The sequence below is a fragment of the Pseudoalteromonas shioyasakiensis genome (assembly GCF_022398475.1).
Lineage (GTDB): Bacteria > Pseudomonadota > Gammaproteobacteria > Enterobacterales > Alteromonadaceae > Pseudoalteromonas.
Genome location: NZ_JAKEVM010000049.1, coordinates 1 through 17,768 on the forward strand (window position 1 = coordinate 1; position 17,768 = coordinate 17,768).

Sequence of the window (17,768 nt, forward strand, 5' to 3'; positions counted from 1 at the left end):
AAATAAGACATCTTCTTTATTAAACCATTTAACGCAAAACGCGAGTAATGCACCTGCCACAATCACTGTCGCTAAGAAAATTAAACCCACGAGTGTGTAATCAACTGTACCTTTAATAATTTCTTTGATTGCCAAAGCTACATTTGTAACAGGAATAAAAGCAGTTTTGCTCGTCAGTTCAACATTTGGCATCAAGGCAACCATAATTGGGAAAATAACACCCATGCTAAGTGGTGCCATGTAGTTTTGCGCTTCTTTAAAGGTTCGCGCATAAATTGAAATAGCCAACGCTAATGATGAGAAGATTGCGGCAATAGGTAATAACAACACAAAAATCAGCCCTAAATCTAATACGGTTAAAGAGCTAAATGCGTTTTTAACAACTGCTAAATCTACAAATGCAATGGCCACTGATATCCATACACCCATACTGAGTACAGTAATGGTGGTTGTTGCAATAGAAGAAGCAAGTAAGGTTACAAACTTACCTAACACCAGCTGTGTACGGGTGATTGGTGTAAGTAGAAGGGTTTCGAGGGTACCGCGCTCTTTTTCCCCAGCTCCTAAATCAATCGCCGGATACGTTGCGCCCATCAATACCAGAGGAATAAGTAGATAAGGAATAAACCCACCTATTTTCTCGCCAAGATTTTCACGTTTATCTGCAGTGTCGACCTTCACAACTTTAATAGGCTCGATAATGGCAGCTTGTTGCTCTTCTGATACACCAAAGCTTAATAGTTTGTTTGTACGCAGCGTATCGCCATATTCTTTTGCCAGTTCTTTTACACGGTCAAATAGGAAGTTAATTGCTTTTGCGTCGTTATACACAACTTGCCATTCGCTTTGCTTTGCATCATCTAACGTTTGCTTAGCGTCTGACGGTAAATAGATACCCATGTCTATGGTGCCTGCTTTTACCGCTTTAGTGAGATCTTCTACCGTATTAAAGGTTTCGTCGCCTTTATATAAAGCAAAGCTCTTATGGTAAAACACCTTATCTGTAAAATCTTGCGCGTAATTGCCATTGATAATAGCGTAAGTATGGACCTCTTGTTCTGCCTCTAACGCCGCTTGTGAACTAATAAAGGCCATAACAGCAAATAAAAGTGGGAAGATAGCAACCGGTAGTGCAACAACGAATATCAATGTTTTACGGTCACGTAATAGCTCTTTTAATTCCTTTTTAAATACTTCAAACATCACGGCTCTCCGTTAAAATATTCATAAACGCTTGGTTTAATTCTTCACTTTGACCTGTTTGTTTAAACTCATCTAAGGTGCCATCAAAGCAACTAATTCCTTGGTTTATCACTGCAACACGGTCACAAAGTAAGGCAACTTCATCTAAATGGTGCGTTGAGAAAATAACTGGTGTGCCCTGCTCTTTAAGGCCGCGAATAAAGTTAATTACGGTTTGCGTAGTCATAATATCTAAACCAGTTGTCGGCTCATCAAGAATAACCACATCAGGATGATGAACAACAGCACGGGCAATATTGGCTTTTTGCTTCATACCTGTTGAAAGGTTTTCGGCGCGTTTATCAATAAAGCTGTGCATATCAAGTAAGGTGAATAGCTCATCACAACGAGCGGCTACCGCTTTTTTACTCATGCCATGTAAACGGGCAAAGTATTCAACGTTTTCTTTAACTGTTAAACGCCCATATAAGCCGGTACTACCTGACAGAAATCCAATTGATTTGCGGCCAACCAATGGCTTTTTAACGATATCGTGACCAGAGATGGTAATGCTGCCTTCATCTGGTTTTAAGGCTGTTGAAATCATTCTAAGGGTGGTTGTTTTACCGGCACCATTTGGGCCGAGTAAACCGAGTACTTCACCTTTGTTACATTGAAAGCTGACGTCTCTTACAGAATGAAAAAACTCTTTATCTTCACGGGGGTCTACGTTGTCCGTTTTATTTTTTTTATGATCTTTTGTTAGCTTAAACTTCTTTTTAAGCCCTGCCACTTCAATCATGTGCGTTTCCTTCGTTTCGGTCTAAAGTAATCAGTGTTACTGTAAAATTCTGGATCTTCATTATCAGTCCACCATCCTGGTACGCCTAACAAGGGTAAGGGTGATAAGTTTTTATTATCACGCAAACAATCATCAAGCTTTATCATCTCATAAAGACGTTGATCTAGATACGCATATTGCTCGCTTAAATCTTTACAAAATATGTCATCAGGAACAATTACAAATAATGCTTTACCCGTTAAACCAATATACGGCTGAGTGAGCATTTCGTAGTTAGCATGACCAAACATAAATGGCCTAATGCTTTTACCCCAATGTTCACGTTGTTCTACAAAGGCTTGCTGCCATTGGTGGTCGCGTAATTGCTGCTGCCAGCTTTGCTCAGTAATTGCCAGCACCACACCGCATTCGTCAAATAAAGTAAGCGCATTTCGGTGTTTACTACGCTCTTTTAGACCATGCAGTTTAATTTCTTCGATATGCTGATGATTAATCAGCGCTTTGGTTTTTGGAAATAAACACCAAATAAAGCCACCAAAAAGGTCATGCCAATTTTGTTGTCTTGTTGGTACTTGCCCTGTCTCAAATATGATTTGCTCATAATAACGGGTTTCATCAGCAAACTTTTCATCTTCAACAAAGGTTATGGGTTTGCCCTGTGTAGTTTTCGCATTTAGATATTGATTAAACCACTGGCAAGATGGCCAATCTGACAGTTTATCTAAATTAAATAGCGTCGCTAGGTCACTAAAAGCACCCGTTGTGAGGTATTGTGTTGACCATTGCTCGGGAGCAGTAAATCGTTTCATTGCTTATTTTTTAACTTCTTGATGTATTGTGGGTAGTTTACCGTAAAAACTGGTTCTCATTAATAGAACCTCATATACTAATACCACCATAAAACAAAAAAAGAGCTATTATGAAACGCTATTTTCCAATGACAGTCCTTGCAAGTGCCATCCTTGCGGGCTGTGCTTCAACAAGTATCACATCAAGTGATGTCGAAAAAGCCTATCAAAGCATTAATTCAGAGCAATTAGCAGAGCATATTAAAGTGCTTGCCTCTGATGAGTTCGGTGGCCGTGCACCATCATCTAAAGGTGAAGAGCTAACGCTTGCCTATTTAACCGACCAATTTAAAGCATTGGGTTTTGAGCCGGGTAACGGTGATAGCTTCTTACAAGAAGTACCGCTTGTTTCACTAGAAGCTGATTCAGACATGGTACTTACCATTGGCGGCAAAGATTACCAATACAAAAAAGATATGGTAATGGGTAGCAGCCGTATTAGTGCTAAGCAAAGCATTAAAGATTCTGAATTAGTATTCGTTGGCTACGGTGTTAATGCACCAGAATACAACTGGAACGACTACGAAGGCCTAGATGTTAAAGGCAAAACAGTTGTTATGCTGGTAAACGATCCTGGTTTTGCGACGAAAAACCCTGATTTATTCACCGGCGATGCCATGACCTATTACGGTCGTTGGACATACAAATATGAAGAAGCAAGCCGTCAAGGTGCAGCAGGTGCGATTATCATTCACGAAACCGCACCGGCTTCTTACCCATGGTCAGTTGTTGAAAACTCTTGGAGCGGTGAGCAATTTGGTTTCCAAAAAGAAAATAACAACATGGACCGTGTTGCTGTTGAAGGCTGGGTAACAACTGATGTTGCTAAAGAGCTTTTCACAAAAGCAGGCTTAGATTTCGATACAATCAAAGCTAATGCGGCAAAAGGCGCTTACCATGTTGATATGGGCGACCTAACAGCAAGTGTTGAAGTAAATAACACAATCAAAAAGTCAATTTCGTATAATTTCATCGCGACGTTACCGGGTAGCGAAAAGCCAGACGAGCACATCATTTATTCAGCTCACTGGGATCACCTTGGTACTGATAAAACCCGCAAAGGCGACCAAATCTATAATGGTGCCCATGATAATGCAACGGGTACTGCTGGTTTAATAGAAGTTGCTGAAGCATTCGCTACTTTACCTGAGCACCCTAGCCGTTCAATGACTTTCTTAGCCGTTACTGCTGAAGAACAAGGTTTACTTGGCTCAAAATATTATGCTGCAAACCCAGTGATCCCAGCATCACAAACGGTTGCTAACATCAATATGGATAGCTTAAACCTATTAGGTAAAGTAAAAGACATCAGTGTTGTTGGTATTGGTAAATCAGAAATGGATAGCCTGCTAGAAACAGCTGCAAAAGCTCAAGGTCGTACAGTATCTGGTGATCCTAAACCGTCTTCAGGTGGTTACTACCGCTCTGATCACTTTGCATTTGCAAACATGGGTGTACCAGCAATGTATGCCGGTGGTGGTAGTGAAGCTCTTGACGAAGAAACGGCAAATTACCGTAAGCGTATGAGCTTAGTGCTTCGTGGTTGTTATCATCAGCCTTGCGACCGTTACCGTGATGAATGGGATTTATCAGGTGCCGTTCAGGACCTTCAGTTATTCTATCAAGTAGGTTTTGATATCTCAGAACGTAAAGAGTGGCCGACCTGGAATGCCACTTCTGAGTTCCAACGTAAATAGATACAAATGAGATTGATTTTCATTTAAAATCGTAATACAGTGTAACCTGATTAATTTTTAGGTTGCACTGTATGCTCTCACTAACACAAACGAGGTTTATTCCTAATAAAGCGAGGTGTTACATTACGGACAATAAACGCTTAATTTTACCCCTTTTATTACTGATTTCTTTAGCGGTACCTGCAAGCCGAGAATTCACCCTACAAGCGCTGAGTGATGCTTTTTTTCAAGTATCTGTATTTGTTGCAGCCACCTTATTAATCTATTACTACCTTATTGATCGACTTCCTCAATTACAGCTTAGCTATTTACGTGCTAAATCAGGCATTCTAGAGGTGAGCTTTGCGTCTATTTTAGGTGCTTTGCCTGGCTGTGGCGGTGCCATTATTGTGGTAACCCAATTTACTAAAAAGCAGGCTAGCTTTGGCTCTGTTGTTGCTGTCTTAACCGCAACCATGGGCGATGCCGCCTTTTTACTGTTAGCAACCCGCCCGCTTGATGGTTTATTAATGATGTTAATCGGTGTTGCTGTAGGTATTATTAGCGGTCAGATAGTTAATACATTTCATAGCCCAGATAAATTTCAACCTGACGAAGCAAGTGAATATACTGAGCAGCCACAATGCCAACCAAGCGCTTTGAAATTTAGCCGCCCTATTTGGAAGTTTACCCTAGTACCAAGCTTGATTATTGCTTCTGTCATAGCTACCAATTCTGACCTTAGCGAATTTAGTCAAAGCGTTAATACTGGCGTCACCCTGTTTGGCTCAATCATGGCGCTATTCACCGTGGTTGTGTGGTCTCTGTCTTCTAAAGGCAGCAGTTATAAGCAAGTAACCAGTGAAGAAGCGCCTTGCACACCTCCCTCAAAGCTCACGAAAGTATTAATGGACACGCACTTTGTTACTGCCTGGGTTGTTGCCAGTTTTATGCTGTTTGAAATTCTCGTTAACCTAGTCGGTGTTGATTTAACAGCCTGGTTTTCTGAGTATGCTTATCTTGCACCGCTGGTGGCTGTGGCTATTGGCTTATTACCTGGCTGCGGGCCACAAATCGTCGTAATGACACTCTATATTCAGGGTATTATTCCATTTAGTGCGATGACAGCCAATGCAATTTCAAATGACGGCGATGCCCTATTCCCAGCTATCGCATTAGCACCAAAAGCGGCCTTAATCGCGACGGTGTATTCATCAATACCTGCGCTGTTACTCGGTTATGGGTTGTATTTTTACGGAAAATAGCAAAAACAAAATTTACAATTAAAAAAACCAGCCGAGGCTGGTTTTTTAATGCTTACTAATGTTAGCTCATCGCCATCATCATTTTTGCAGGGTCTTCTAAGTAAGACTTCCATAAGTTATTGAAACGGGCAATTGTACCGCCATCAATCACTCGGTGGTCTCCAGACCAGCTTACTTGCATAATAGCAGCTGAAACGACATTGCCTTGTGCATCAAAGCGAGGTAAATGCTGCAGTTTACCTAAAGCAACAATAGCTACCTCAGGTTTATTGATGATCGGGGTTGCAATTGTGCCGCCAATCGCACCGATGTTAGAAATGCTAATAGTGCCGCCTTTCAAATCATCCGGTGAAACACGACCATCACGTGCTGCTTCAGTTAAACGAGTCACTTCGTTTGCAACATCTACGATACTCTTTGACTGGCATGATTTAATGTTTGGTACGAGTAACCCAATCTTAGAATCAACCGCCATACCGATGTTATGATCATCAAAGTAAGTTAGCTCACTGCAATCATCATTTACTTGCGAGTTTAGTACTGGGAATTGCTTAATCGCTAACGACAGTGCTTTGATAAAGAACGGCATCATAGTGAGCTTAACGCCCTGTTGCTTATACTGCTCTTTAAGCTCACTGCGCATTGCAATTAGTTTAGTTAGGTCAATTTCATCACAGAAAGTAAAGTGAGGAATTGTCGAAACTGAAGCAACCATTTGCTTAGCCATTGCCGCTTTAATGCCTTTAATAGGCTCTACGCGACTGCCACTAGAAGACGCCACAGTTGAGACAGGCTCTGCCGCTTTTGGCACAGCTTGTTGTGATGCTGCTTGGCTTGGTGTTTCATTCAAGAAATCTTCGATATCTTGCTTATAAATACGGCCATTTTTACCAGAGCCTGGCACTTGTGTTAAATCAACATCAAGTTCGCGGGCTTTACGACGAACAGCAGGTGAAGCAACAGCTTTCTTATTCAGTTGTTTGCTAGAGTTTGCTGAAGTCGCACACTTCTGCGAAGGTTTAGTTGCTGCATTTGTTTGTGCTTTAACTACCGCAGAACTTACATCTGGCTCTGCACTTTGGCCTGCAATGCTCATTTGGAATAATGGGCTGTGAACCGCTGCAATATCACCTTTTTGATAATAAAGCTTTTCAACTTTACCTGTGTATTTAGCCGGAATTTGCACCAATGCTTTGTCTGTCATTACATCACACACAGCTTGGTCTTCTACGATTTCATCGCCTTCACTCACTAACCACTCAACGATTTCACACTCAACGATACCTTCACCGATATCTGGTAAAATGAAATCTTCTAAGTGCTCACCCGCCTCAGATGATGCTTCAGTTGGAGTTGCAGGAGCTTGCACTTCTTCGCTTTGTGTTGGTGCTTCGCCATCAACATCCATTGCAAATAATGGTGCATGTACTTTCGCAATATCCCCTTTTGCATAATAAAGCTTACTGATCACACCATCATGAACAGCAGGAATTTGCACAAGCGCCTTGTCGGTCATAACATCACAAATAGGCTGGTCTTCTTTTACAGAATCACCTTCTGCAACTAACCATTCAACAATTTCACACTCTACGATGCCTTCGCCGATATCTGGCAAGATAAAATCTTTAGACATACTGACTCCTAAAACTCTACTGATTGCTTAATCGCAGCAAGCACTTTAAGTGCATCCGGCACATATTCTTTTTCAAGTGCTAATGGGTATGGCGTATCTAAACCACACACGCGAGCAATTGGCGATTCAAGGTGTAAGAAACACTCTTGTTGAATTGTTGCAACGATTTCTGCACCAAAACCATTCGTGATTGGTGCCTCGTGGCTTACCACTAAACGGCCTGTTTTAGTCACTGATTGAGCAATGGTCTCAACATCCCATGGTAAAATGGTACGTAAGTCGATCACTTCACAACTAATACCTTGCTCTGCAGCTTTTTTAGCGGCGTCTTCGATAATTTCCATCTGAGCACCCCAAGCAAGTACAGTGACATCAGTACCTTCTTGCACGATTTCAGCTTTACCGAGATCGATGCTGTAATCTTCTTCTGGAACTTCACCTGTTGATGCACGGTACAAACGTTTCGGCTCAAAGAAAATAACAGGGTTATCATCTTTAATCGATGCACAAAGCAAACCTTTTGCTTGATATGGGTTACGTGGCACCACCAACTTTAAACCCGGTGTGTGAGCAAAATAAGCTTCTGGTGATTGTGAGTGATATAAGCCGCCTGCAATACCACCACCGTACGGTGTACGAATTGTTAGATTGCCAACATTAAATTCATTACCACTACGGTAACGGAACTTAGCTGATTCATTCACGATTTGGTCAAATGCAGGGAAAATATAATCTGCAAACTGAATTTCAGCTAATGCAGGCGCACCAAACGCCGCTAAACCATTAGCAAAACCTAAAATACCTTGCTCAGTTAACGGTGTATTGAACACACGATGCTTACCATATTTTTCTTGTAAGCCAGATGTAGCACGGAATACACCACCAAAATAACCAACGTCTTCACCGAAAATACATGCATTTGGATGCTCTGCCATGGTGATATCAAGGGCAGAGTTAATTGCATGAAGCATGTTCATTTTAGCCATTACTTTAATCTCCCTGCAGTTGTTGGATAAGCATCAGGATGCTGCAAAATGTGCTCTTTTAGTTCTTCATATTGTTTTTGCAGTGATGGGATTGGCTTATCATAAACATCAGAAATAAGGTCTTCTAATGCTGGCTTTTCAACTTTTTCAGCGCGTTTAAGGGCTGCTAAAATTTCTTCACGAATAGTTTCTTTGTCTTTTGCGTCTTGCGCTTCGTCTAACCAACCTTGCTTTAATAGCCACTTACGGAAACGCTCGATTGGACAGCCTTTATGTTTTGCTTCTTCATCTTTTGTACGGTAACCGCTTGGATCGTCACTGGTTGAGTGAGCGCCTAAACGATAGGCAATCGATTCAATTAAAACAGGTTCACCTTTGGTAGTCGCAATTTCACGGGCTTTTTTCGTTGCTGCATAAACAGCAAGTGCATCAGCACCGTCAACACGGATTGTTTTAATGCCATAGCCAACACCACGTGATGCAATACCATCACCTTTAAATTGCTCGTCAGCAGGTGTAGAAATCGCATAACCATTGTTACGGGCAAAGAAAATTACCGGTGCTTCATGAACTGCGGCCATATTTAAACCAGCATGGAAATCACCTTCAGATGCAGCGCCTTCACCAAAGTAACAAATAGTGATGTTATCAATAGTGCTGTTTAACTCACCTGTTTGGGCATCAATATGACGAACTTTTTGGCCATATGCATAACCTGTTGCTTGCGGAATTTGTGTACCAAGCGGTGATGAAATAGTCATGTAGTTAAGTTCGCGTGAGCCATAGTGAATTGGCATTTGACGACCTTTACCCAAATCTTTTTCATTTGAGAACATTTGATTCATGAATTGGTCAAGGCTAAAACCACGATAACGTAAAGCTGCTTGCTCACGGTATTGGGCCATGATCATATCGTTTTGATCAAGCGCTGCAGCTGATGCTGTTACAGCCGCTTCTTCGCCTAGACATTGCATATAAAAGCTAACACGGCCTTGACGCTGTGCTGCTTGCATACGCTCATCAAGTGCTCTAATAAAACGCATTGTTTCATATAGGCGGATTGCCGTTGCTTTGTCGATATCAGGTGCGGTTGCACCTTCGTAGATGTCGCCTTCCTCATTAAGAATACTTAATGTAGGGATCGTTAATGCGTGACCATCAATAAATGACAGTTCATGATTAATGTTTAGCGATACGTTATTTGGATTACTCATAACCTACCTTCTTTCGTTGTCAGAAACCTACGCTACTGCCCTTAATTATATTTTTAATCAGCATGAGCTGTAAGGATAAAGTTTGCGCAATATTCAATCTAATTAAATTAAACTGCCGTCACTTTACGTTAACGTAAGTTGTTATTCAACTAATCATAGACGAATAGATGACAAATGGCTAAAAACGCATGGAAAGTTAACTATACAACAAGATAAGTTCTTTATAGTCATATAGTTAACTAAATATAGATGGGTGTTAATGCAGAGATTTTAAATAAAGTTGCTATCAACTTGCATTGGAATAACTGTAAGCAAAGCGCGCTGACCTAAGGCTACATCAGCGTTTGGGAAGATAATAGCTTCACCATCTACTTCCGCTTCATATCTGGTCTGACCATCAACTGCCATTAATTCACCCTTTGCGAAACCGGTGAAATTTTCCACATCATCAGCAAATGGAAAACTAAAGTCTTCGCAAGTACGGTTTATTGTTCTATATACTGAAAACAACTCGAAATCCTCTGCATTGAATTCTTTATATTCAACAGATTCTTGACTAATTAATGCAGTTAAGGTTTGTTTGGTTTTCTCAAATCGCGACATGTCATTTTCGCCAAATGGTTTTACTTGGCCAAGTTCTACCGTAAATGAGTCAGCTCCATGTACAAACGACGAGTAGTAACTGAAGGTAGTTGCCGCTGATTTCATCATTAGTACCGTGTTTACGCCACAGCTAAGTAAAAATTGCAGTTGTGATTTTTTCCACGGTTTACCATGTAAGAAAGGATACACTGCAAACTTTTCATTTTTAGAGCCACGAATTGCAGTGTGAAGATCATAATGAAAACGCTCACTGTCTTGGTTGCCTCTAGCAAAGAAATCAGTAACCACGTCTTCAAGTAGCTTTGCACGAACTCGCTCAGGGTTAGAAGCAATGCCTTCAACAGTATGATGACCATTAAACAAACGGTTTAAGTTTTCATCAACAAAACGCTTACCGATATTAATAGATTTAGGATTACCATAAATAAACAGTACACGCTGCTTCAAGGTAAGTTGTTCTGTAATGATTGACTTGATTAATTGATCGCAAATTTCAATTGGCGCAGTTTCGTTACCATGTACCGCACTTGAAAGTACAATATCTTTGTTTGTTTGCTGTGCAGGTTGAAACTCAATGATACCCGTGTCGTGAACAGTGACATCAGTACCGTTTGTAAGGGTAAATGCACAAGGTTCTAGTGAAAATTCATTGTTGCGGGTCAAGGTTAAAAAGTCGCCTGTACTTTTTAATTCTTCGAGATATGAAGGAGTTGAATAGCTCATTGTTCTATCCTAAAAATGCGTGAGAGTAGAATACAAAAACGGCTGAGAATCTCAGCCGTTTTAATAGGTAAAAAGAAATTAGCTAATTACTGAATCAACCAGCTTTTTCGCTTCTTTTTCTAATAATGCTAGATGTTCTTCACCTTTGAATGATTCAAGGTAAATTTTATAAATGTCTTCAGTGCCAGATGGGCGTGCAGCAAACCAACCGTTTTCAGTAACAACTTTTAAACCGCCGATAGCAGCGTTATTACCAGGGGCATGGGTTAGTTTTTGCGTAATAGCATCACCCGCTAATGTACTTGCAGTTACATCATCAGCTGATAACGCTTTTAAACGTGATTTTTGCTCAGCACTAGCTGGCGCATCAATACGTTTATAAATAGGCGCACCGAACTCTTGTTCAAGTTCTTTATAAAGCTGTGAAGGTGTTTTACCTGTTACAGCTAAAATCTCTGCAGCAAGTAGACCTAAGATGAAACCATCTTTATCAGTGTTCCAAACTGTTCCATCAAAACGTAAGAATGACGCCCCTGCACTTTCTTCACCACCAAAAGCAAGGGTACCTTTGCTTAGACCTTCTACAAACCATTTAAAGCCTACCGGTACTTCTTTTACTTCACGGTTATTACGTGCAACAACTTTATCAATCATGCCGCTTGATACCAGTGTTTTACCAATTGCGACATCTTTTGACCATTCGCGGTTATTTAATAAGTAGTCAATCGCAACTGCTAAAAAGTGATTTGGATTCATTAAACCGTCAGGCGTAACAATACCATGGCGGTCATAATCAGGGTCGTTACCAATACCGATATCATAGTCATCTTTTAATGCAATAAGGTTTGTCATTGCATAAGGAGAAGAGCAATCCATACGGATTTTGCCGTCTTTATCTAAAGGCATGAACGAAAATGTTGGGTCAACAGACTCATTTACGACCGTTAAGTCTAAATTATATTTTTCTGCAATGACTGGCCAAAAGTTGATACCAGAACCACCAAGTGGATCAACACCAATTTTGATTTTCGCATCGCTAATTGCTTTTAGATTAACGATATTAACTAAGTCATCAACATAAGGGGTAATTAAGTCTTGGTACTTAATAAAACCAGAACGTGATGCTTTAGCATATGGAAATAACTCTACCTCAACTAAGTCTTCTAAAAGTAATTGATTTGCTCTGTCTTCAATCCACTTAGTCACATCAGTATCTGCAGGTCCACCATTTGGCGGGTTATATTTAAAACCACCGTCTTCTGGCGGATTATGTGAAGGAGTTACCACAATACCATCAGCAAGTTCATTTGGGTTTTCTTTGTTATGCCAAACAACAGCATGACTGATCACCGGCGTTGGTGTGTAATCGTCATTTTCTTGTGCAATGACTTGCACTTCGTTTGCAACAAGTACTTCAATAGCAGAGTTAAAAGCCGCTTCACTCAATGCATGTGTATCTTTACCTAAGAAAAGTGGACCAAAAATATTGTTTTCTTTACGGTAATCACAAATTGCTTGAGTGATCGCTAAAATATGCGATTCATTAAATTTTACATCGAACGAACAACCACGATGGCCAGACGTCCCAAAAGCAACACAATGCTCTGGGTTTTGTTCTAGGTCAGGTTCATTTAAGTAATAAGCCGAGATCAGTTTTGGTACATTCACTAAGCTTGATTGCGGTGCAGGTTTACCTGCATCTGGATGAATCGCCATATTATTTCCTTATGGATTATAAGTAATCACGAATTTTTTCTGCTTCATCCGCACTGTAACCTAAGCACAGTGCAACTTCGTGAAGCATCATTTTTTTTCTGGTTGTATTTGAATTTGTCATCACCCAATACTCAGTATCAGTGATATTTTTTGGATTCATGCTGCTACCGCTTTCCAGTAGTGCTTCTTTGCTAGTGGCAAAATAAACACGGTCACGGCCTTTAATTTCAAGCACGTTAACAAAATCTTTTTTATGCGTTCTATATAAAGCAGCTAGTATAAATAAGAATCGACCAACAACACCTTTTTGCATTGCTAGCTCTTCTTTGTTTAATACATTAAACACATTACCTTTCACTTGTGTCGATGCTGTGACAGTTTGTGCAGCCTCTTCAACATTTTCGTCGCTTGGTTCAGGGCTTGTTTCTTGTTCTGCTTGTTCTTGTACTTCAACAACTGGGGTTTTTTGTTCAGTTTTAGTAGTTGTTTCAACTGGGGCATTGGCGCCATCAGAGAGGTTTAATAAACGACGCAAAATGGTTGATGCACTTTCACCAATACTTTGCGTGTTGCTTGCAATGTATTGATATAACTCGTCGTCTATGTCGATTTTTTTCATGTTATTCCTGTCTTTACGGGTCACATTTTAAAAGTTCTCAATGATTATACCTAAGCTCGCAGCAATTCTCTATGTTTTGCATTTTGTAATTTCACTAGGCAAAATACTGCCATTAAAATTAGGAGTTGAAAATGCTATTAAACTACCAACAAATGGGTCAAGGTTCAGACGTTGTATTGATCCACGGTTTGTTTGGCTCACTTGAAAACCTCAATGTAATCGCAAAAGCATTAGCTGAAGATTATCGTGTAACAAATATTGATTTACGTAACCACGGTAAATCATTCCATAGCAATACCATGAATTATCACGCTATGGCTGAAGATGTCAGTGAGTTACTTGAACATCTAAATATTAGTAAAGCGCACATCATAGGTCATTCAATGGGTGGCAAAGTGGCCATGCAATTAGCACTTAATCACTCTGCACTTATCGATAAGCTTGTAGTGTTAGATATTTCTCCTGTTGCTAATAACCCTCGTCACAGCGCTATTTTTGCAGGCCTAAACGAAGTTGCACAGTCTAATATCACAGATAGAAAAGCGGCTGATGAAATACTTACCAAGCACATTGATGAAATGGGCGTACGTCAGTTTTTATTAAAAAGCTTTGCTAAAAATGATCAAGGTCACTATCAATGGCGCTTTAATTTAGCTGTTTTATACCAGCAATATGAAAATATTTTAGCGCAAGTTAGTGAAAATGATTCTTGTTTATGTGATACTTTATTCATTAAAGGTAATGATTCTGACTACATTTTAGCAGAACACCGCCCTGCTATTATGGCGTTATTCCCTAATGCAAAAGCAAAAATTATTCATGGTGCAGGTCACTGGCTACATGCCCAAAAACCACTTGCTGTAAATAAAGCAATCAGCGATTTTTTAGCTCATTAATTGGGCTGATAAAATTCGCTGTTTTTGATCGTGCGCACTAAATTATTACAAATTTGTGTGCTATAGTACGCGCCGTTTAATTTAAAGGTTTATACGTTGATGGTCAGTCAGTTAATTAACGAATTTGATACCTTAGGGTTGTATTTTGGCTTAGCCGGTATTTTCTTTTTTATTGGAATGGCAATTCAAGACGTCCTTAAAAAAGGTGATGTACCACGATTTGGCCGATACATCGTTTGGTTAGTGCTATTTTTAGGCTGTTCTGGGTTTATAGCGAAAGGACTTATTCAAGTCTTCTGGCAAGGCGCAGGTGTGGGCTAGACATGGCAAAGTCAGAAACAGATAGAACAACACCCGATTTATTTGAATACGAAAAGCGTCCAGGTAGGCCGAAAACAAATCCCCTACCTCGCGATATGCAATTAAAAGTAAATAAACGTAATCAAATAAAGCGAGATAAAGCACGTGGTTTAAAGCGTGTAGAATTTAAGGTTTCATCACAGTTATATCAAGCATTAAGCGATATGGCAGATGCGCAGAATATTAGCCGTAGCGCGTTGATTGAAACAATTTTACAAGAAAGATTGGCTATTGATAGATAGAAGGTTTTAAATCCATGTCAAGCGTAGGTATTTTTTTCGGAAGTGACACAGGCAATACTGAACACGTAGCTAAAATGATTCAAAAAGAATTAGGTAAAAAGCTTGTAGCGGTTCACGACATTGCAAAAAGTTCTAAAGAAGAGATTGCTGAATTCGATTTATTGTTATTCGGTATTCCAACTTGGTACTACGGTGAAGCTCAATGTGACTGGGATGATTTCTTCCCTGAATTAGAAGAAGTTGACTTCGAAGGTAAACTTGTTGCTATTTTCGGCTGCGGTGACCAAGAAGACTATGCAGAATACTTCTTAGATGCAATGGGCATGATCAACGATATCGTTACTGAGCGTGGCGCAATCGTAGTGGGTCATTGGTCAACTGAAGGCTACGACTTTGAAGCTTCAAAAGCACTAGTAGATGACAGCAATTTTGTTGGCCTTGGTATTGATGAAGACCGTCAACCAGAGCTTACTGAAAAGCGTGTTAAAGACTGGTGTGCTCAGGTTTATGACGAAATGTGTTTAGCGGAACTTGCTGATTAATAACAAGTACTACTCGCATTTACTAGCTGATGTAAAGATGCACAACCAGTTCATTTTTGTTTGAAAAATCGGCAAATAGACGAATTGTTCTTTGCACTTAGTAACTAGGCACGTTATTCTAATAGTTGCTAATGTGTCGTGTGCATCTTGATGATGCCTAGTATAACTAAATAAAATTGAGACAGATTGAATGACTGATCACAACTTGGAATTAAAAAAAGCAGGGTTAAAAGTAACTCTGCCGCGTATTAAAATTTTAGAGATTCTGCAATCTCCAGACAACCAACACATCAGCGCTGAAGATGTCTATAAAATTCTTTTAGACAAAGGCGAAGAGATTGGTCTTGCAACTGTCTACCGTGTTCTTAACCAATTTGATGATGCAGGTATTGTATCTCGCCACCACTTCGAAGGCGGCAAGTCAGTATTTGAATTATCAGGTAGCACTCACCATGACCACTTAGTGTGCCTAAAATGTGGTAAGGTTGTTGAGTTTGAAGACGATACAATTGAACGTCGTCAAGAAGAAATCGCAACAGAGAATGGTATTAAACTGACCAACCACTCTCTTTACCTATATGGTGAATGTGAAGACACTGCTGCGTGTAAAGAATACGCTGAATCAAATAGCTAATTAGCTATTTGTTTCAGACATAAAAAAACCTGCTTTAAGCAGGTTTTTTTATGTCTATTTGAAATCGATTAGATGATTTCTAATAGCTCAACGTCAAAGATTAGCGTTGAGAAAGGAGCGATTGCTGCACCAGCACCGCGCTCACCGTAAGCAAGTTCGTGTGGTACGTATAAGCGCCACTTAGAACCAGTACCCATCATTTGTACTGCTTCAGTCCAACCTTTGATTACACCGCCAACTGGGAATTCAGCTGGTTGACCACGCTCGTATGAGCTGTCAAATACTGTACCGTTGATTAGTGTACCGTGGTAGTGTGCACGGATTGTTGAATCAGCAGTTGGTTTTTCACCGTCGCCTGCAGTAAGTACTTCGTATTGAAGGCCTGATTCAGTTACTGTTACTTCTGGACGTTTTGCATTTTCTTCTAAGAATGCAATACCTTCAGCTGCAAGAACTTTAGCTTCTTCTTCACGACGAGCTTGGATCTCAGCGTTGATTTTCTCAAAAGCTGCTTGAATTTCTGGGATTTCAACTTGGAAATCATTACCAGTGTATGCGTCTTTCATACCTTCAAATACAGAATTTAAGTTTAAACCTTCGAATGGATTCGCTTTTAATTGCTCACCCATTTGTAAACCAATACCGTAACTTGCTTTTTCAGCGTCTGTTGTAAAATTATCTGACATGTTTTAATTCACGTTTATTTAGTTAAAAGACGTGCCCATACTAACATAAAAAAACAACGAATATCGCCTAGTTTTACTGCGTTTGCTCAGTGTTTGCACTAATTCGCTGCTTTATTTTATCAATTACAAATGTCGCAACAGGTAATGTAGCGATCATCGAAGCAATAAAAAAGCCGCTCATTAAACCATCTTTGCCTAACATAATTAAAGGCACAGCAATAAGACCCACAGTAGAAATCACACATGCAGCAATAACAGGCCAATACTTGTCGTATTTGCCAATAAGGTGCCCTACTAACACATTAAAGCCAATACCATAAGCGATTGAAGATATTAACCCGTAATCAGGCTGCGCATCATGGGCCATAGCTACAAGTACATTGATCCCGCTGTGATAAAAATAAGAAAAGATACACCAAAGCAGAACATGTTTAACAATGCGCATTAGTGTAGAAGAAGACTCGCTTGCTGACATTACTTATCTCCAGATAGCAAAAAACCGCCCTAAAGGCGGTTTTTCTAAATAATGGTGGAGAGATAGGGATTTGAACCCTAGAGGGGCTACAAACCCCTGCCGGTTTTCAAGACCGGTGCATTCGACCACTCTGCCATCTCTCCGTACGGCGCGCATAATAGTGTTTACTGCGTTCGTTGTAAAGCCATAAATGTAAAAAACTTTAAAAAAGTAATTTTAATAGTACTGCTTAGGGCGCTTTGCGATTAAAGAGCAAACTAAACAAACAATTAAACTAACAATTGCAAAGCCTGAACCCTGCACTATTACGTCAATTTTATTGAGGTTATAGCTAGGTATAATGACTAATGCAAAGGCTGGTAAGCAGGTGATCGTTAAAACGTAGCAACAAATTTTAAAAGCGCGGCCGAAATCGAAACGTTTAGTGCTTTGCATCCACCAAGTCAGTAGGAGTAATACCACTACAGCAGACAAGCCAAGGTAATGAGGTTGTTTCGTAGACATGGCAACAAAAAAAGTGACCACGGCACCAACTAAGCCCCAAATTGACCAAGCGAACCAATTTTCTTTTTCACGTAAAAATAAGTTTCCCATCGTTCTCGTCTTCTTTATCGTTATTTTTTTAAGACTATCCATACGTTAACAAAAAATAACCGATTAAAAAAC

The 17,768-nt window shown here is 40.0% G+C and carries 19 protein-coding genes and 1 tRNA gene; 7 read left to right on the forward strand and 13 right to left on the reverse strand.

What is annotated here, in order from left to right; genetic code table 11:
* From L1D51_RS10475 to L1D51_RS10485, 3 genes are all read right to left on the reverse strand, one after another.
* The coding region (locus L1D51_RS10475) for an ABC transporter permease subunit (protein WP_239963626.1) at nucleotides 1-1,203 on the reverse strand (1,203 nt) is incomplete at its 3' end.
* Nucleotides 1,196-1,984 carry an ABC transporter ATP-binding protein gene (locus tag L1D51_RS10480; RefSeq protein ID WP_054561430.1) on the reverse strand — a complete coding sequence of 263 codons (789 nt, stop codon included), beginning with the start codon at nucleotides 1,982-1,984 and terminating at the stop codon, nucleotides 1,196-1,198. The genes L1D51_RS10475 and L1D51_RS10480, both read right to left, overlap by 8 nt.
* Entirely contained in the window at nucleotides 1,981-2,793 is an 813-nt protein-coding gene (locus tag L1D51_RS10485) for a DUF3025 domain-containing protein (RefSeq protein WP_239963627.1), read from the reverse strand. Before L1D51_RS10485 ends, L1D51_RS10480 begins: the two co-directional genes overlap by 4 nt.
* A 110-nt stretch (nucleotides 2,794-2,903) precedes the next feature.
* On the opposite strand from L1D51_RS10485, the gene L1D51_RS10490 reads away from it, so the two are divergent.
* Entirely contained in the window at nucleotides 2,904-4,529 is a 1,626-nt protein-coding gene (locus L1D51_RS10490) for a M28 family metallopeptidase (protein WP_239963628.1), read from the forward strand.
* A 71-nt stretch (nucleotides 4,530-4,600) separates the two neighbouring features.
* Nucleotides 4,601-5,773, forward strand: a complete 1,173-nt coding sequence (locus L1D51_RS10495) for a putative manganese transporter (RefSeq protein ID WP_054561427.1) — start codon at nucleotides 4,601-4,603, stop codon at nucleotides 5,771-5,773.
* Between the two features lie 61 nt (nucleotides 5,774-5,834).
* On the opposite strand, the gene L1D51_RS10500 is transcribed toward L1D51_RS10495, so the two are convergent.
* The 6 genes from L1D51_RS10500 to seqA form a co-directional block, all read right to left on the reverse strand.
* On the reverse strand, nucleotides 5,835-7,406 hold the full coding sequence (locus L1D51_RS10500) for a dihydrolipoyllysine-residue acetyltransferase (RefSeq protein WP_239963629.1): 1,572 nt from the start codon (nucleotides 7,404-7,406) through the stop codon (nucleotides 5,835-5,837).
* 8 nt (nucleotides 7,407-7,414) lie between these two features.
* Nucleotides 7,415-8,392 carry an alpha-ketoacid dehydrogenase subunit beta gene (locus tag L1D51_RS10505; RefSeq protein WP_239963630.1) on the reverse strand — a complete coding sequence of 326 codons (978 nt, stop codon included), beginning with the start codon at nucleotides 8,390-8,392 and terminating at the stop codon, nucleotides 7,415-7,417.
* Nucleotides 8,392-9,606 carry a thiamine pyrophosphate-dependent dehydrogenase E1 component subunit alpha gene (locus tag L1D51_RS10510; protein WP_054561424.1) on the reverse strand — a complete coding sequence of 405 codons (1,215 nt, stop codon included), beginning with the start codon at nucleotides 9,604-9,606 and terminating at the stop codon, nucleotides 8,392-8,394. Before L1D51_RS10510 ends, L1D51_RS10505 begins: the two co-directional genes overlap by 1 nt.
* Before the next feature lie 270 nt (nucleotides 9,607-9,876).
* Nucleotides 9,877-10,932 (reverse strand): succinylglutamate desuccinylase, encoded by a 1,056-nt coding sequence (gene astE / locus L1D51_RS10515; protein WP_054561423.1) that lies wholly within the window; start codon nucleotides 10,930-10,932, stop codon nucleotides 9,877-9,879.
* A 78-nt stretch (nucleotides 10,933-11,010) separates the two neighbouring features.
* A complete protein-coding gene (gene pgm / locus L1D51_RS10520) occupies nucleotides 11,011-12,648 on the reverse strand; it encodes a phosphoglucomutase (alpha-D-glucose-1,6-bisphosphate-dependent) (RefSeq protein WP_239963631.1) in 1,638 nt (545 codons plus the stop codon).
* Between the two features lie 16 nt (nucleotides 12,649-12,664).
* On the reverse strand, nucleotides 12,665-13,267 hold the full coding sequence (seqA, locus tag L1D51_RS10525) for a replication initiation negative regulator SeqA (RefSeq protein WP_239963632.1): 603 nt from the start codon (nucleotides 13,265-13,267) through the stop codon (nucleotides 12,665-12,667).
* A 131-nt stretch (nucleotides 13,268-13,398) separates the two neighbouring features.
* Between seqA and L1D51_RS10530 the strand changes: the two genes are divergently transcribed.
* From L1D51_RS10530 to fur, 5 genes are all read left to right on the forward strand, one after another.
* Nucleotides 13,399-14,163 (forward strand): alpha/beta fold hydrolase, encoded by a 765-nt coding sequence (locus L1D51_RS10530; protein ID WP_239963633.1) that lies wholly within the window; start codon nucleotides 13,399-13,401, stop codon nucleotides 14,161-14,163.
* A 99-nt stretch (nucleotides 14,164-14,262) separates the two neighbouring features.
* The gene (locus L1D51_RS10535; protein WP_036968243.1) at nucleotides 14,263-14,484 is read left to right on the forward strand and encodes a DUF2788 domain-containing protein; all 222 of its coding nucleotides are present in this window, start codon (nucleotides 14,263-14,265) and stop codon (nucleotides 14,482-14,484) included.
* A 2-nt stretch (nucleotides 14,485-14,486) separates the two neighbouring features.
* Nucleotides 14,487-14,765, forward strand: coding sequence for a LexA regulated protein (gene ybfE / locus L1D51_RS10540; protein WP_004586673.1), 279 nt, complete (start codon nucleotides 14,487-14,489; stop codon nucleotides 14,763-14,765).
* A gap of 14 nt (nucleotides 14,766-14,779) precedes the next feature.
* A complete protein-coding gene (gene fldA, locus L1D51_RS10545) occupies nucleotides 14,780-15,307 on the forward strand; it encodes a flavodoxin FldA (RefSeq protein ID WP_054553928.1) in 528 nt (175 codons plus the stop codon).
* A gap of 190 nt (nucleotides 15,308-15,497) precedes the next feature.
* Entirely contained in the window at nucleotides 15,498-15,941 is a 444-nt protein-coding gene (gene fur, locus L1D51_RS10550) for a ferric iron uptake transcriptional regulator (protein WP_054561419.1), read from the forward strand.
* A gap of 68 nt (nucleotides 15,942-16,009) precedes the next feature.
* Here fur and bamJ read toward each other — a convergent pair whose 3' ends face one another.
* The 4 genes from bamJ to L1D51_RS10570 all read right to left on the reverse strand — a co-directional run bounded on the left by bamJ (nucleotide 16,010) and on the right by L1D51_RS10570 (nucleotide 17,696).
* On the reverse strand, nucleotides 16,010-16,627 hold the full coding sequence (gene bamJ / locus L1D51_RS10555; protein WP_054561418.1) for a BamJ family beta-barrel-assembly machinery protein: 618 nt from the start codon (nucleotides 16,625-16,627) through the stop codon (nucleotides 16,010-16,012).
* Nucleotides 16,628-16,700: 73 nt separating this feature from the next.
* On the reverse strand, nucleotides 16,701-17,102 hold the full coding sequence (locus tag L1D51_RS10560) for a hypothetical protein (protein ID WP_239963634.1): 402 nt from the start codon (nucleotides 17,100-17,102) through the stop codon (nucleotides 16,701-16,703).
* Between the two features lie 52 nt (nucleotides 17,103-17,154).
* A tRNA-Ser gene (locus L1D51_RS10565) sits at nucleotides 17,155-17,245 on the reverse strand.
* 73 nt (nucleotides 17,246-17,318) lie between these two features.
* The gene (locus L1D51_RS10570; protein WP_054561417.1) at nucleotides 17,319-17,696 is read right to left on the reverse strand and encodes a hypothetical protein; all 378 of its coding nucleotides are present in this window, start codon (nucleotides 17,694-17,696) and stop codon (nucleotides 17,319-17,321) included.
* Nucleotides 17,697-17,768: the final 72 nt, after the last annotated feature.